The organism is Streptococcus sp. LMAG:39 (assembly GCF_008680485.1).
GTDB classification, from domain to species: Bacteria; Bacillota; Bacilli; order Lactobacillales; family Streptococcaceae; genus Streptococcus; species Streptococcus pasteurianus.
Genome location: NZ_NALE01000001.1, coordinates 2,087,742 through 2,102,694, shown reverse-complemented (window position 1 = coordinate 2,102,694; position 14,953 = coordinate 2,087,742). Strand labels below are relative to the sequence as shown.

14 protein-coding genes are annotated in these 14,953 nt (G+C 37.6%); 2 read left to right on the top strand and 12 right to left on the bottom strand.

Annotated elements, in window-relative coordinates:
• Window positions 1-30: 30 nt before the first annotated feature.
• From CCC20_RS10770 to CCC20_RS10755, 4 genes are all read right to left on the bottom strand, one after another.
• The gene (locus tag CCC20_RS10770; RefSeq protein WP_003064601.1) at window positions 31-633 is read right to left on the bottom strand and encodes a histidine phosphatase family protein; all 603 of its coding nucleotides are present in this window, start codon (window positions 631-633) and stop codon (window positions 31-33) included.
• On the bottom strand, window positions 626-1,249 hold the full coding sequence (locus CCC20_RS10765) for a histidine phosphatase family protein (protein WP_013851768.1): 624 nt from the start codon (window positions 1,247-1,249) through the stop codon (window positions 626-628). The genes CCC20_RS10770 and CCC20_RS10765 overlap by 8 nt, the downstream gene beginning before the upstream one ends.
• Window positions 1,250-1,251: 2 nt before the next feature.
• Window positions 1,252-1,866: a histidine phosphatase family protein gene (locus tag CCC20_RS10760; protein WP_013851767.1), complete on the bottom strand. Its 615-nt coding sequence runs from the start codon at window positions 1,864-1,866 to the stop codon at window positions 1,252-1,254.
• A 63-nt stretch (window positions 1,867-1,929) separates the two neighbouring features.
• On the bottom strand, window positions 1,930-3,393 hold the full coding sequence (locus CCC20_RS10755) for a glycoside hydrolase family 1 protein (RefSeq protein WP_009854107.1): 1,464 nt from the start codon (window positions 3,391-3,393) through the stop codon (window positions 1,930-1,932).
• A 446-nt stretch (window positions 3,394-3,839) separates the two neighbouring features.
• Between CCC20_RS10755 and CCC20_RS10750 the strand changes: the two genes are divergently transcribed.
• Complete coding sequence (locus CCC20_RS10750) at window positions 3,840-5,168, top strand: alanine/glycine:cation symporter family protein (protein ID WP_013851766.1); 1,329 nt, start codon at window positions 3,840-3,842, stop codon at window positions 5,166-5,168.
• Window positions 5,169-5,341: 173 nt separating this feature from the next.
• Window positions 5,342-6,559 carry a cation diffusion facilitator family transporter gene (locus tag CCC20_RS10745; protein ID WP_013851765.1) on the top strand — a complete coding sequence of 406 codons (1,218 nt, stop codon included), beginning with the start codon at window positions 5,342-5,344 and terminating at the stop codon, window positions 6,557-6,559.
• A gap of 96 nt (window positions 6,560-6,655) precedes the next feature.
• Here the strand turns inward: CCC20_RS10745 and CCC20_RS10740 are convergent, their stop codons facing one another.
• The 8 genes from CCC20_RS10740 to pfkA form a co-directional block, all read right to left on the bottom strand.
• Window positions 6,656-7,498, bottom strand: a complete 843-nt coding sequence (locus CCC20_RS10740; protein WP_013851764.1) for an amino acid ABC transporter substrate-binding protein — start codon at window positions 7,496-7,498, stop codon at window positions 6,656-6,658.
• 23 nt (window positions 7,499-7,521) lie between these two features.
• Window positions 7,522-8,151 (bottom strand): amino acid ABC transporter ATP-binding protein, encoded by a 630-nt coding sequence (locus CCC20_RS10735; protein ID WP_003064586.1) that lies wholly within the window; start codon window positions 8,149-8,151, stop codon window positions 7,522-7,524.
• Between the two features lie 11 nt (window positions 8,152-8,162).
• Window positions 8,163-8,804, bottom strand: coding sequence for an amino acid ABC transporter permease (locus CCC20_RS10730; protein WP_003064584.1), 642 nt, complete (start codon window positions 8,802-8,804; stop codon window positions 8,163-8,165).
• Between the two features lie 185 nt (window positions 8,805-8,989).
• Window positions 8,990-9,322 (bottom strand): zinc ribbon domain-containing protein YjdM, encoded by a 333-nt coding sequence (locus CCC20_RS10725; RefSeq protein ID WP_003064581.1) that lies wholly within the window; start codon window positions 9,320-9,322, stop codon window positions 8,990-8,992.
• 96 nt (window positions 9,323-9,418) lie between these two features.
• On the bottom strand, window positions 9,419-11,233 hold the full coding sequence (gene glmS, locus CCC20_RS10720) for a glutamine--fructose-6-phosphate transaminase (isomerizing) (RefSeq protein WP_013851763.1): 1,815 nt from the start codon (window positions 11,231-11,233) through the stop codon (window positions 9,419-9,421).
• A gap of 196 nt (window positions 11,234-11,429) precedes the next feature.
• Entirely contained in the window at window positions 11,430-11,987 is a 558-nt protein-coding gene (gene lepB / locus CCC20_RS10715; protein ID WP_013851762.1) for a signal peptidase I, read from the bottom strand.
• A 365-nt stretch (window positions 11,988-12,352) separates the two neighbouring features.
• Complete coding sequence (pyk, locus tag CCC20_RS10710; protein ID WP_003064576.1) at window positions 12,353-13,855, bottom strand: pyruvate kinase; 1,503 nt, start codon at window positions 13,853-13,855, stop codon at window positions 12,353-12,355.
• Window positions 13,856-13,936: 81 nt separating this feature from the next.
• Window positions 13,937-14,953, bottom strand: coding sequence for a 6-phosphofructokinase (gene pfkA, locus CCC20_RS10705; protein ID WP_003064575.1), 1,017 nt, complete (start codon window positions 14,951-14,953; stop codon window positions 13,937-13,939).

Below are 14,953 nucleotides of genomic sequence, written 5' to 3'. Positions count from 1 at the left end.
CCTGCTTTTTGCTATTCCTCGCTAACAATACTATTTATCATAAATTTGCCCACTAACGGGGTCAATGATTCTAATTAAATCATAAGTGTCATCCGTGATACTGTAATGAAAAATGCAACAATTTGAAAAATGCAATTCAGGGTGATTTTCTAATTTTAAAGCACTAAAAAAGCTCATAATTGCACCTGCATGGCTAACTGCTAAAATCGTTGCGTCATCGTCTGATTGCGACACTAGACGAAAAACAGTATCACTAACCCGTTCTCTTACCTGCGTTTCACTTTCACCGTCATATTTTAGGAAGAAATCACCATGTCCCTTTTGATTGGGTTCACGATTCGGATGTAAATACTCTGGCTTTCCTTCCATTCGACCAAAATTAAATTCTTTCAAGCCTTTGAGTCGTGTATAATCTGCACGTCCGCTCACAATTTCTAAAGTATCAGAACAACGTTCTGCGGTCGAACAATAAAGCTCATCAAAAGTAATGTGATGAGTATGAAAATAATCACGCGCTGCTTGAGCTTGCTGCTTGCCATTTGTCGTCAAGGGGGAATCACACCAGCCTTGAATTAACCCAAGTTGATTAAACAAGGTTTCTCCATGACGCATTAAGTAGAGTGTCTTAGTCATTCTCTTCCCTTTCAAAAATGTACTCTTTTTCTGTTGGATTATAGATTGATTGCACCATAATATCCTTACCGTCATAAGTCATTTTGAAAATGGCACAGTTTGCCAGACGTTTCTTAGGAACTGGCGGATTCAGCGTAGCATGGCGGTAAAACTGGGTTATTGCCGCACCATGACTGACAAATAAGAGCTGTTCTTCATCACTACTTTGCTCTAAAACCTCTCGAATGGTCTTAGCCATTCGTTCATAAACTTGAACATTGGATTCACCACCATAAGCCACAAAATAATCACGGTAACCTGAACCATCTTCACGGTGTAAAGGTGGATTGAGGTATTCTTGGTGTGCTTCGTAAGAACCAAAATCCATTTCTTTTAGTCCTTTCAAACGAATATAATCCGTACGCCCCGTTGCTAATTCAGCAGTATCACAAGCACGTTCCTGCGTCGAAGAATAGACACGTGTAAACGTAATGCCCTCTTTTTTAAAATGTTGTCTAGCAGACTTTGCTTGCTCAATTCCCAGTTCAGTCAAGGGAGAATCACAAGCTCCTTGGATACGTCCTTGAAGATTAAAGCGCGTTTGACCATGTCGCATTACATAAAAAGTTTTAACCATTTTTAATCCCTTTCAAATGAATATGTCTTAAATGCCTTGGTTGGTAAAATCAGTTTTTGCAACTCTAACTGTTCTTGATGATATTGGAACTCACAAATAGCACAATTTGAAAAGCCTATTCCCTCTGGAAATTGAATACCGAGCTGCAGACAAATACCCCACATCGTTGCTCCATGGCTAACCATTAAAATGTTATCAGCATGATCATCGTTTACCAGCACTTCAAGAATACTGTCCAAAGCCCGCTTACCAACAGTTACAATGTCTTCGCCACCAAAAGGCACCAACAAATCTTCAAACGAATTAGCACCTGTTCTAAATTTAGGCAAAAGAAATTCAGGCTGAGCTTCAAACTCACCAAAGTTCATCTCTTTGATGCCTTTTAATTGGGTGACTTGTGATTGACCAGATACTAATTTAGCAGTATCTGTCGCTCGTTCTTGCGTTGAAGAATAAACACTATCAAACCAAATGCTATTTTCATTAAAATAATCTTTGACAAGAAGAGCTTGCTGAATACCTAAATCTGTTAGAGGCGAATCGCAAGCTCCCTGCACCCGCCCTTGTGTATTAAATAAGGTCTCGCCATGGCGCATCAAATACAATTTTATTGCCATTTATATCATTTTCCTTCCTAGCAAATAAACTCAGCTGAAAAAGCCCAACTGAGTTTATTATCATTAATCGTTTAAAATATTAGCACCACGTGTTGCAATCAAATCTTTATAAAAGAAGAATGAATCTTTACGTGAGCGGTCAAAGCTACCGTTTCCTTGGTCGTCAGCATCAACGTAAACAAAACCATAGCGTTTTGACATTTCAGAAGTTGACGCCGAAACAAGGTCTGTACAACCCCACCAAGTGTATCCCATCAAATCAACACCGTCCTCAATGGCTTCATACATTTGTTTGACATGTGATTGAAGATAATCAATACGGTATTGGTCGTGAATCGAACCGTCTTCTTCTACTGTATCAAGAGCACCTAGACCATTTTCAACAACCATAAGTGGTACTTGGTAACGATCATAAAGATTGTTAAGCGTAATGCGGAGTCCGACAGGGTCAATTTGCCAACCCCAGTCAGAAGCTTCAAGATATGGATTTGGTTCACTTAGGATAAGATTTCCTGCTGTTTGGTCGCCAGTTTTTTGCTTACGAGCAATTGAACTCATATAATATGAGAATGACATGAAATCAACAGGATATTTTTCAAGAATTTCAAGGTCACCGTCTGCGATTTCTAATTCGATATTATTTTCTTTAAAGAAACGTTTGGCATATGCTGGATATTTTCCGCGAACTTGAACATCAGAGAAGAATAGATTTTCATGGTCTTTTTTGATTTCTTCCATGACGTCTTCTGGATTGCAGGTCGCAGGATAGGCTTGCATACGCGCTAACATACACCCAATCTTGAAATCAGGATTAATCTCGTGACCGATTTTTGTTGCCAAACTTGATGCTACAAACTGATGATGAGCTGCTTGATACATATCTTGGAGGTTCAATTTACCATCTTCAAACAAGAGCCCACCTGATAAATAACCAGTCATACCAATGATATTGATTTCATTAAATGTCAACCAATATTTGACCTTATCTTTGTAACGATTAAAGACAGTTTCAGCATAACGAACAAAGAAATCAATCACTTTACGATTTTTCCAGCCACCGTATTCTGTTACCAAGTGGATTGGAAATTCATAGTGAGATAAAGTAACCAGTGGCTCGATGCCGTATTTATTAAGCTCATCAAAAACCTTATCATAAAAAGCTAAACCAGCTTCATTCGGTGTCGCATCATCACCATTTGGAAAAATACGCGACCACGCAATAGAAAGACGAAAAGTCTTGAATCCCATTTCAGCATAAAGGGCGATATCTTCTTTATAACGATGGTAAAAATCAGACCCCCAACGTTTTGGATAAAGCCCTTCTTTGTCATTCAAAGCTGCATCCAATTTTGCACGAGTCATTGGCGAGTTAAATTCACTTCCCATTGATTTTCGTTCTTCTGGAGCAACGGCACGCGCTGTATCCGATGTTGCTGGACCGCGTCCGTCAACATTCCAAGCTCCTTCAAATTGATTGGCTGCTGTTGCACCACCCCATAAAAATCCTTCTGGAAATTGTTTTGTCATATATAGTCACCTCATATTTTGATTTACTCTTGTATTATACCCAGAAATATAGGCGTTTTCTATTACTATGTTCTTGAAAAATGATACTATAACAATATTGTTGCTATGATTTACTATTTAAATATATTTTTAAATAACAGTAGGTTTATTTAGTGAATAGACAGCATTTTTCATTTGCTCAACTTTTTGATGATTATGTTCTGACAAAGATTTGTAAAATCCCTTAACCAAGCCTTCTCTATCCTTTATTGATATAGACTTTTCAGATGACAATTTGACAAACGGCGTTTCTCTCTATATAATAAATAAGTTGAAATTATTCTATTTTTTCTGAAAATACGAAAAATAGATAAAGACTAGTACTCATTTAGTGGTTAATAGTTAAACAATTGGTTTTATCTTTTAACCAGTGATTTAAGTGCTATGATTATTAGGAGTTTTTACTTATGTATGATTTTCTATCGTCTTTAGACAGCCTTGTCTGGGGACCGCCCCTTCTTGTCCTTCTTGTCGGAACTGGGATTTACCTTTCTACGCGTTTAGGTCTGTTGCAGGTTTTCCGCCTTTCAAAAGCCTTGAAACTCATCTTTTCAGCTGAAGCTAAAGGTCAAGGAGACATTTCAAGCTTTGCGGCTCTTGCAACAGCTCTCGCAGCAACCATCGGAACCGGGAATATCGTCGGAGTTGCAACTGCCATTAAGTTAGGTGGACCTGGGGCGTTATTTTGGATGTGGATAGCTGCGTTCTTCGGTATGGCAACCAAGTATGCCGAAGGCGTTCTTGCCATTAAATACCGTACCCGAGATGCCAACGGGGACATCGCAGGCGGACCCATGCACTATATCGTAAATGGAATGGGCAAACATTGGAAACCGCTCGCTATTGCTTTTTCTATCTTTGGTGTTATGGTAGCACTTTTTGGTTCTGGGACATTTACACAAGTTAATTCTATTACAGACTCTCTTAACAATACCGTTGGTTGGTCGCCTAAAGTGATCAGTCTCATTTTAGCTGTGTTGGTTAGTATTATCATCTTTGGTGGCATTCAATCTATCTCTAAAGTAGCTGAAAAGATTGTTCCTTTTATGGCAATTATTTACATCTTAACAACCCTTATAATCCTAGCCTTCCATTTTGACAATATTGTTCCAAGTTTAGGATTAGTTCTACGCTCAGCATTTACTGGAAAAGCTGCTACAGGTGGTTTTGCTGGTGCAACAGTTGTCACAGCTATTCAAGCAGGGATTGCACGTGGTATCTTCTCTAATGAATCTGGACTTGGTTCTGCACCTATCGCCGCCGCTGCTGCTAAAACGGAAGAACCTGTTGAACAAGGACTTGTCTCTATGACAGGAACATTTATTGATACCATTATTATTTGTACTTTAACAGGTCTTTCTATTATCGTTACTGGTGGCTGGTCAAGCAATTTGAATGGAGCAACGCTCACGCAATCAGCATTTTCATCTGTCTTTGGAAACTTCGGTGTTTATGCCTTAACTATTAGTTTGATTTTATTTGCTTTCACAACGATTCTTGGTTGGTGCTACTATGGGGAACGTTGTTTTGAGTTCTTATTTGGTGTCAAAGCTATCCCGGTTTATCGTATTGTCTTTGTTGCTATGGTTGCTTTGGGTGGTTACATCAGCCTAGAAACAATTTGGGTTATCGCTGATATTGTTAACGGGCTTATGGCCATTCCGAACTTGATTGCCTTACTAGCACTTTCACCAATTATTATAAAAGAAACAAAACATTATTTTGATAACCATTAATCAAAAGTCTGGAATTTGTTCCAGATTTTTAATTTGCTATCAACGCTAAATAATTGATTTTATCATATTTTCTTTGTGACAAGCTTAAACTAATGATATAATAGAGAGTAATATTTATTTTAACAATTATTGATTTTATGATATAACTATCGTTTTCAAAGGAGTTATTGCTTATGCCAACACCAGCTGAAAATCTTCAGTTAGCTAAACGTGGTCCAATAGTAAGTATCATTGCGTATCTTACAATTTCTATCGCCAAGCTAATTGCAGGTTACACGCTTAATTCATCATCACTTATTGCCGATGGTTTTAACAACTTATCTGATATTTTGGGAAATGTTGCTCTGCTAATCGGACTTCATTTAGCCAGTAAGCCAGCAGATGCCGAACATCGTTTTGGGCATTGGAAAATTGAAGATTTAGCGAGTTTGATTACATCATTTATCATGTTTATCGTTGGTTTCCAAGTGCTGTCTCAAACAATTCAGAAAATCATTTCTGGAAGCAGCACAGCCATTGACCCAGAGGGAGCTATCGTCGGTGTCATTTCAGCTATTATTATGTATGGTGTTTATGTTCACAATAAACGCCTATCACAAAAGGTGAAATCAAGTGCTCTGGTTGCTGCTGCAAAGGATAATCTTTCTGATGCGGTCACTTCTATTGGTACATCTGTTGCTATTGTTGCCGCTTCTTTCAATCTTGTTATCATTGATAGACTTGCCGCCATTGTCATTACCTATTTTATCTTGAAAACGGCTTATGACATTTTTATGGAAAGCGCCTTTAGCTTATCAGACGGTTTCGATGAAAAAGAGCTAAAAAAATACAAGGAAGCCATTTTAAAAATTCCTAAAGTAACTGCTGTTAAATCTCAACGTGGGCGTTCATACGGAAGTAATATTTACCTTGATATTGTCGTCGAAATGAATCCAGACCTTTCTGTTTACGAAAGCCATGAAATTACCGAACAGATTGAAACATTGCTCAGTCAGGAATTTTCGGTGTATGATACCGACGTTCACGTTGAACCTGCTGCTATTCCTGAAGATGAAATTTGGGAAAATGTTTATAAAAAACTTTATAAAGACGAAAAAATCATTCTTTCCAAAATTCCAGACTACGAAGACCTGCTAGCTGATAGTTTTACACTTATTGACGATGACGGAAAAACTTATTCAAAAGAGGAAATGATTTCCCGTAAAAAACATTACATGAGCAATTTTGATGATTTTCAAATGACGTCAATCAGCCAAAAAACAAAACTCATCACTTACACGCTTGGTCATAAATCACACACCAGCATTTGGCGTCGTAAAGAAGAATGGCATCTTATTTTCCACCAAATTACCTCAATTAGCGATAACTCTAATATTGAAGCAAAAGACTAAATATGCTGTTCTAGACTTTTGACTAAACAAGAAATCTATCAAAATCATAATAAACAAAAACTCTGAGGCTAACCTCAGAGTTTTGCTATTCCTCGTTTAGTTTTTAACGTCGTCTGTTGCGACATCTTCACCAAACCATTTGTTTGAAATTTCTTGAAATGTACCGTCTTGATACAACTTCTTAAAAGCTTGATTGATTTTCTTAACAAGTGTCTTATCGGCTTTACGAGCACCGACGGCAAAGTCTTCACCGTCAAATTCACTTGAAATGATATTGTAGTTATCAAGTTCACCTTCTTGTTCAAGGTAGTAATTAGCGTAAACTTTATCAATCAACAAACCGTCAATACGGTCATTTTTCAAATCGATAAGCGCTTGTGTGAAGGTTTCGTATTGTGTCGCATCGCCACCAGAAACAATGTCCTTCAACACTTCTGGATGTGAGGTGAACGCATCGTAACCAGATGACCCTGACTGTGCACCAAGAACTTTGTCTTTCATGTCAGCAAAACTTGTAATGCCTGACGATTTTTTAGTTACCAAGACCTGCTCATTAACCATGTATGGATCCGTAAAGAGCACCTTTTCAGAACGCTCATCTGTGATAGAATAACCGTTCCAAATTAAATCAATAGTTCCGTTATTTAACTCGGTTTCTTTCATATCCCAGTTAATTGATTGCCATTTGACGGTAATACCATATTCTTTAAAGACGGCATTTGCCAAATCAATATCAAAACCAACATTACTTCCGTCCTCATCCTCATACCCCATAGGAACAAATGTATTGTCAAACCCGATAGTAATCTCACCGTTTTTGACGTAAGCGTCCCATTGGTCAGTACTCGTCGCTTTTTTAGATGATGAAGAACTACAAGCCGCCAAAGTTAGCGTTGATACAAGCGCCAAAACGCCCACAAGAACTTTTTTGAATTTCATAAACTCACCTAGTAAAACTTTCTTTATTTTGGATTAATTCTTAAAATATGATCTGAAATGCTTTCTGCAAACTTTAAATCGTGGGTAACAACGATTTGAGTCATGCCAGCTTCACGATTTTGTAAAATCAACTTTTCAACTTCTTGACGCAATTCTGGGTCAAGTGCTGATGTTGGCTCATCATAACCAATAATTTGTGGGTCAATCATCATAGCACGCGCCAAAGCCACACGTTGTTTTTGACCACCTGACAACGAATACGGATAAGCATCAGCGTATTCACCAAGACCCAGGCGTTGAAGCAAGGTAACCGCTTTTTCTTTAGCTGTTTCTTTTGTCATTCCCATTGTTTTTACAGGCGATAAGGTCAAATTATCTAAAACAGATAAATGAGGGAAAAGCTGAAAATCTTGAAAAACAAAACCAAGTAAATTAAGCATCTCTAGATGGTCGATAGGAACGACTTCACCATTATGAATAATTTCTCCAGAATCAATTTTTTCAAGTCCAGCAAGCATACGTAGCAAGGTTGTCTTTCCACCACCTGACGGACCAACGAGAGATAAAATTTTGCCATCTTCAATCGTCAAATTAAAATGATCAAAAATCTTCTTTTGACCAAATTGTTTGGAAATATTTTTTAATTCTAACATCTGGTCACCTCTTATTTATAGTAATTAAATTTCTTTTCAGTTTGTTTTGAAATTAATGTCACCACACCAATCATTAACAAGTAAATTGCTCCAGCAACAAACATCGGTGCTAATGTGGCATCACGATTGGCTGCGGTTTTACTTGCAAGCAACAAATCGCCCACACCAAGAACGTAAACCAATGATGAATCTTTAACTAGATTAATGATTTCATTGAAAACACTTGGCAAAACAATCTTGAACACTTGCGGTAAGATAATATAATGAATCGTTTGAAGTTGATTTAGTTTTAAAACTTTAGCTGCTTCGTATTGCCCTTTAGGAATGGCTGCAATACCTCCGCGGAAAATTTCTGCAAAATAAGCTGCGTAATTCAACGTGAACGCTAAAATAGCTGCTGGCAAGCGATCCATTACAATACCAACGCTCGGTAACACGTAGTAGAAGAAAATTAATTGTAATAGCAATGGTGTTCCACGCATAATCCAAACATATAACGTCAACAACCATTGTAATGGTTTGAATTTAATCTGCATCAAAAAAGCCAAGATAGCACCAAACGGTATTGACAAAACAATAACAATACAGAAAACTTGCAAAGTTACCTTAGCGCCATCTAACAAGCTTGGCAGAACTTGTAAAATATACGACATGTGATCTCCTAAATAGAATTTGTTTCTATTATACCAAAATTTCAGACGGTTTGAATATATCTGAGAATATTTTTACATAAAAAGTATAAAAATAACAGACATTTACTGACTAGTCCATGCTTAAAAATTTTGCCAAAAATCGTCATCAAACTAAAAAACTAGACATCTCGTCTAGCTTTCAATCATTACAATTTTTTAACAAACTCTGATTTTAATTTCATTGCGCCAAAACCATCAATTTTACAATCAATGTTGTGGTCACCTTCAACAAGACGAATGTTTTTCACACGGGTACCTTGTTTAAGGTCTTTTGGTGCACCTTTTACTTTTAGATTTTTCACGATAGTAATGCTATCTCCGTCAGCAAGACGTGTACCGTTGCTATCAAGAACAACCAAGCCTTCTTCTTCAACTGAATCGCTTGGATTCCATTCATAAGCGCACTCTGGGCAAACTAGTAATAAACCATCTTCGTAAACATACTCAGAGTTACATTGTGGACAATTTGGTAAAGACATCATTTCTCCTTATCAAAAATAGCTATAACTTTTATTTCCGACTTCAAAAAAGTTACATTACTCATTTTACCCTAGAAATTACTATTTGACAAGAGATTATTCAACAGTAACCGCTTTTGCCAAGTTACGTGGTTTATCAACGTCAAGACCACGTTGTAGAGAAGCAAAGTAAGCAATGAGTTGTGTTGGAATTACCATTGAAATGCTTGTTAAATATGGATGAACTTGGTTAACAACAATATCATCCCCTGGTTTAGCCAATTCTTCTTCAACGACTGTCAATACATTTGCACCACGCGCAGAAACCTCTTGAATATTACCACGTGTGTGACTAGCAATCGCTTCGCTTGATGAAATCAAACCAAGAACTGGTGTGCCATCTTCAATCAATGAAATTGTACCGTGTTTTAATTCTCCTGCAGCAAATCCTTCACATTGAATGTAAGAAATTTCTTTTAATTTCAAACTTGCTTCCATCGCAACATAGTAATCATTGCCACGACCAATGTAGAAAGCATTGCGAGTTGTTTTAAGCAGTGCTTCCACTTTTTCAGCAATCATATCTTTTTCTGACAACGTTGCTTCGATAGATTGTGCAACGATAGATAATTCATGTACCAAGTCAAACTCAAGCGCTTCTTTTTTGCCGTTTGCTTCACCGACAGCCTTAGCCAAAAAGGCTAAAGCAGCAATTTGTGCTGTGTAAGCTTTAGTTGATGCAACGGCAATTTCAGGACCAGCGTGTAAAAGCATTGTATAAGTTGCTTCACGTGATAACGTTGAGCCAGGAACATTAGTAACTGTCAAACTTGGAATACCCATTTGATTTGCTTTTACCAAAACTTGACGACTGTCAGCCGTTTCACCTGATTGGCTAAGCAAGATAAACATTGGTTTCTTGCTCAAAAGTGGCATATTGTAGCCCCATTCTGAAGCAATTCCAAGTTCAACTGGCGTATCTGTCAATTTTTCAAGCATTGCTTTTGATGCAAAACCAGCATTATAAGAAGTTCCTGCTGCCAAGATATAAATACGATCAGCCTCTTGTACTGTCTTAACAATATCAGGTTCAACAACCATATTTCCTTCGCTATCTGAGTAATTATTAATCAATTTACGCATAACAGTTGGTTGTTCGTCGATTTCTTTCAACATATAGTAAGGGTAAGTTCCTTTACCAATATCTGACAAATCAAGCTCAGCTATGTATGATTCGCGTTCAATTTCATTACCTTCGTAATCAGTAACTGTCGCAGAATCTTTAGTCAAGACAACCAATTCTTTATCATGAATTTCCATAAATTCACTTGTTTCACGAATCATTGCCATCGCATCCGAACATACCATGTTGTAACCATCACCTAAACCAATCAAAAGCGGGGATTTATTTTTAGCAACATAAATCGTATCTGCATCTTCTGAATCAACAAGTGCAAAAGCGTATGAACCTTCGATGATAGTTAAAGCTTTCTTGAAAGCTTCAAGAACTGATAAACCTTCTGAAACGAATTGTCCAACTAAATGAACAACAATTTCTGTATCTGTTTCACCTTTCAAATGATGTTCTGAAAGATATGTTTCTTTAATTTGCAAATAGTTTTCAATGACACCATTATGAACCAAGACAAAACGTCCTGTTTCTGATGTATGTGGGTGAGCATTTGTCTCTGTTGCTTGACCATGAGTTGCCCAACGTGTGTGACCAATACCTGTATATCCTGCCACATCAATGCCAATTTTAGCACGAAGATCTGAAATGCGTCCAACAGATTTAATCAAACGTCCTTGATCTGTACCATTAGTCACGTAAATTCCAGCAGAATCATAACCACGATATTCGAGCTTTTCAAGACCTTGCATCAAAATGTCTGTTGCATTTTTATTTCCTACAACACCAACAATACCACACATAATTCTCACCTTTAACAAGACTTTACTTGCTAATTCTTTCTTATTTTTTAAATTGGTATAGTCTAATGAAGACTCTATAAAACCCAACAATATCAGTATATAACTTTGTTTTTATATTGTCAACAATTAAATTGGTATAGTTTTATATATACCGATTATCGATTGGTATATCTCATAAAAAACAGAGCAGCTACTGCTACTCTGTTGTGATGAAGCCAAATTTACTCAGTGGTAATAGTTTAAACGTAACGACACCGCGTATCTGACTTTCTTTAATCAGACCAAACGTACGACTATCATTTGTATTCTGACGATCATCGTTTAATACCAGATAACTTCCCTTAGGCACTTCGCTATATTTATTATTCGTGATAGTATTAACGGAAAAATCAGATGTAAAGGCTTGTTGATTATCCGATGTCGATAGATATTCAGACTTAATTTGGCTAATGTATGGCTCTTCTTGAACTTCGTTATCAATATACAGGATATCGTCCATAACTGTCGCACTTTCACCAGCAGTCGCAATAACACGACTAATATAAAAAGTACCATCAACTTCATAAACAATAAAATCCTTGTATTGAGGAGTCCGATTACGATTGACAACTACAACATCCCCATTCGACAAATACGAATTAGCCGCATCCTCATGAACTTTAAATGTTGAAAAAACAAAAATCCTCAGCAAGAATATCGCCAAAATAGCTATCAAAGCTATAATAATATTTCGAATAAAATCGCGCTTTACCATAATTTCTCCTATTCTTTGTTCTATTATATCATTTTTCATTGTATAAAAAAAGTAGGTCATTTCATCCGAAAATCAAGAAAAAACCGCTAACACGTAAACATAACAGCCTATATAGAGTAAGTGAAATAATTTAGAAAAAAGAAAAATTTTCAGATTAGATTGGAAAGATATGGATACTTACTTTCAAAATCAAATAGACTTCAATACAAAGAAAGATTTTGCACCCCACAAACAAGATGAAAGATAAAATTGTTGATGTAATAGATGAATTATGTCTGTAGTATGCCACAAAAATGCCCCACAACATAAAAAAAGCCCTATCACACGCGATAAAGCTTGATATGATAGGCTTTTCCATTATTTAATTATTTTACAGTGCGGATACGCATTGTGTTTGTACCACCTGAACCAACTGGAACACCAGCGACGATAACGATGTTATCACCTGATTGAACTAATCCTGATTCAAGGGCAGCTTTTTCAGCAACTTCAAACATGTCATCAGTTGATGCAGGTTTTTCAGTTACAACCGGAATAACACCCCAGTTAATCATAAGTGATTTTTGAGTTTTTTCGTCAAATGTTACAGCCAAGATGTCAGCATCTGGACGGTATTTAGAGATAAGACGAGCAGTATTACCAGATTCAGTAAGAGCTACGACAAGTTTAATATCCATTGAGCTTGTTGCATCTTTAACTGCTGAAGCCACAACTTCTGTTTTAGAAGTACGAGCGAATGATGTTGAATCAAGACGTCCGTATTCGTTAAGAAGAGTTTGAGCATTTTTATCGATTGTAGCCATTGCACGAACAGCTTCAACTGGGTATTTACCATTTGCAGATTCACCTGAAAGCATAGTTGCATCAGTACCATCGATAACAGCGTTGAATACGTCAGATACTTCAGAACGAGTAGCACGTGGTTTGTCAGTCATTGATTCAAGCATGTTAGTTGCTGTGATAACTGCTTTACCAGCTGCATTAACTTTAGTGATAATCATTTTTTGGTAAACTGGAACCATTTCGAATGGTACTTCAATACCCATATCACCACGAGCAATCATGATACCGTCAGCAGCTTCGATGATTTCATCAATGTTGTCAATACCTTGTTGGTTTTCGATTTTAGCAAACAAACGAACGTGTCCGTTACCAGTTTCTTCACAGATAGCACGAACTTCGTTAACGTCTTTTGCAGTACGTACGAATGAGATAGCGATAAAGTTAAGACCTTGTTCAAGACCGAAACGGATATCAGCGTTGTCACGATCAGCAAGAGCTGGGAATGGGATTTTAGTGTAAGGAATGTTTACACCTTTTTGCTTAGCGATGACACCATCGTTTTCAACTTCAACTTCGAATTCACGAGTTGCATCATCTTTAGCAATAACACGAAGACCAAGTTTACCATCATCAACAAGAACTTGTTTACCAACTTCAACATCATCGTAGATGTCAAGAGCGCCAGCAACGTTCAATGCAATAACTTCACGAGTTGATTTGATACCTTGTTTAGTAGCAACACGGATTTTTTCACCAGTTTTGTATGAATACTCTTTAGCGTCACCTTCAAAAAGTTCAGTACGGATTTCTGGACCTTTAGTGTCAAGAAGGAAACCAACTTTTTGACCAGCAATTTCTTCTGCACGACGTACAGTTGCCATACGGTCACCTTGTTCTGCGTGGTCACCGTGTGAGAAGTTGAAACGGAAGACGTTCGCACCTTCTTTAATCAATTCAGCGATTTTTTGAGCTGATGCTTCAACATCAAGGCTTTCACCCCAATATCCAGCTTCGCCGAATTTTTTACCACCGCGGAGTTCTACCGCAGGACCAAGTGTTGCAACGATTTTTACGCGTTTATTCATGATAATATGAAACTCCCTTTATTTTTCGTCGATTTAACGACTTTTAATAACAATAATAATTTTTAATCTATAAATACAATACTATAAGTGAGCAATGTCACGGTTTAATTTAGCAAAGTCAAGGCGTGCTTTGTGAGGCATGTTGACAATAATGCTTCCATCTTCTGCCAATGAGAACAAAGCACCTTCTTCTTTTGTTCCAAGGATTGGGCTTTCTACCAATTCTTCGTTGTGGATACCAACAGCAAGTCCACCGCGTCCTTCAAGAAGAAGTTCAACGGCGTGTGCCCCCATCCAAGAAGCAAGAACACGATCACGAGGTGATGGAGCACCACCACGAAGGATGTGACCAAGGTTTGTAGCACGAAGGTCACTAGTATCTCCAGCTTCTTTCATCAATTCAGCGAATTTTTCGGCATGCATAACACCTTCAGCAAGAACGATAAGGTGACGTTCTTTACCTTTGTTTTCATAACCATCTTTAACTTTTGCAACAACGTCTTTAATGTCGTATTTTTCTTCAGGGATGATGATTTGGTCAGCACCTGCAGCAATACCAGACCAAAGAGCGATATCACCAGCGTTACGTCCCATTACTTCGACAACGAAAGTACGTTTGTGACTGAATGATGTATCACGGATTTTATCAAGAGCTTCCATAGCTGTGTTAACAGCTGTGTCAAAGCCAATAGTATAATCTGTACCAGCGATATCGTTATCAATTGTACCTGGAATACCGACAGCTGGAAAACCATGTTCAGTCAAGCGCATAGCACCATGATAAGAACCATCACCACCGATAACAACGACACCTTCAATACCGTGTTTTTTAAGTTGTTCGATACCTGCTAATTGTCCTTCAAGAGTTGCAAACTCAGGATAACGAGCAGATTGAAGGAATGTCCCACCATGTGACAAGGTATTTGACACACTTTGAGCATCCAATGGGAAGATATCGCCTTCAACCATACCAGCATAGCCACGGTTGATTCCGAAAACTTCCATTCCTTCTTTAATTGCTTTACGAACAACTGCACGAACAGCAGCATTCATACCAGGAGCGTCGCCGCCACTAGTTAAAACAGCAATACGTTTCAT

Coding starts and splice junctions, on each gene's coding strand:
- CCC20_RS10730 (WP_003064584.1), bottom strand. CDS start 8,804: ATGTCGTATATTTTACAAGTTCTGCCAAGCTTGTTAGATGGCGCTAAG.
- CCC20_RS10725 (WP_003064581.1), bottom strand. CDS start 9,322: ATGTCTTTACCAAATTGTCCACAATGTAACTCTGAGTATGTTTACGAA.
- lepB (WP_013851762.1), bottom strand. CDS start 11,987: ATGGTAAAGCGCGATTTTATTCGAAATATTATTATAGCTTTGATAGCT.
- CCC20_RS10755 (WP_009854107.1), bottom strand. CDS start 3,393: ATGACAAAACAATTTCCAGAAGGATTTTTATGGGGTGGTGCAACAGCA.
- CCC20_RS10740 (WP_013851764.1), bottom strand. CDS start 7,498: ATGAAATTCAAAAAAGTTCTTGTGGGCGTTTTGGCGCTTGTATCAACG.
- CCC20_RS10760 (WP_013851767.1), bottom strand. CDS start 1,866: ATGGCAATAAAATTGTATTTGATGCGCCATGGCGAGACCTTATTTAAT.
- CCC20_RS10770 (WP_003064601.1), bottom strand. CDS start 633: ATGACTAAGACACTCTACTTAATGCGTCATGGAGAAACCTTGTTTAAT.
- CCC20_RS10735 (WP_003064586.1), bottom strand. CDS start 8,151: ATGTTAGAATTAAAAAATATTTCCAAACAATTTGGTCAAAAGAAGATT.
- pyk (WP_003064576.1), bottom strand. CDS start 13,855: ATGAATAAACGCGTAAAAATCGTTGCAACACTTGGTCCTGCGGTAGAA.
- pfkA (WP_003064575.1), bottom strand. CDS start 14,953: ATGAAACGTATTGCTGTTTTAACTAGTGGCGGCGACGCTCCTGGTATG.
- CCC20_RS10745 (WP_013851765.1), top strand. CDS start 5,342: ATGCCAACACCAGCTGAAAATCTTCAGTTAGCTAAACGTGGTCCAATA.
- CCC20_RS10765 (WP_013851768.1), bottom strand. CDS start 1,249: ATGGTTAAAACTTTTTATGTAATGCGACATGGTCAAACGCGCTTTAAT.
- CCC20_RS10750 (WP_013851766.1), top strand. CDS start 3,840: ATGTATGATTTTCTATCGTCTTTAGACAGCCTTGTCTGGGGACCGCCC.
- glmS (WP_013851763.1), bottom strand. CDS start 11,233: ATGTGTGGTATTGTTGGTGTTGTAGGAAATAAAAATGCAACAGACATT.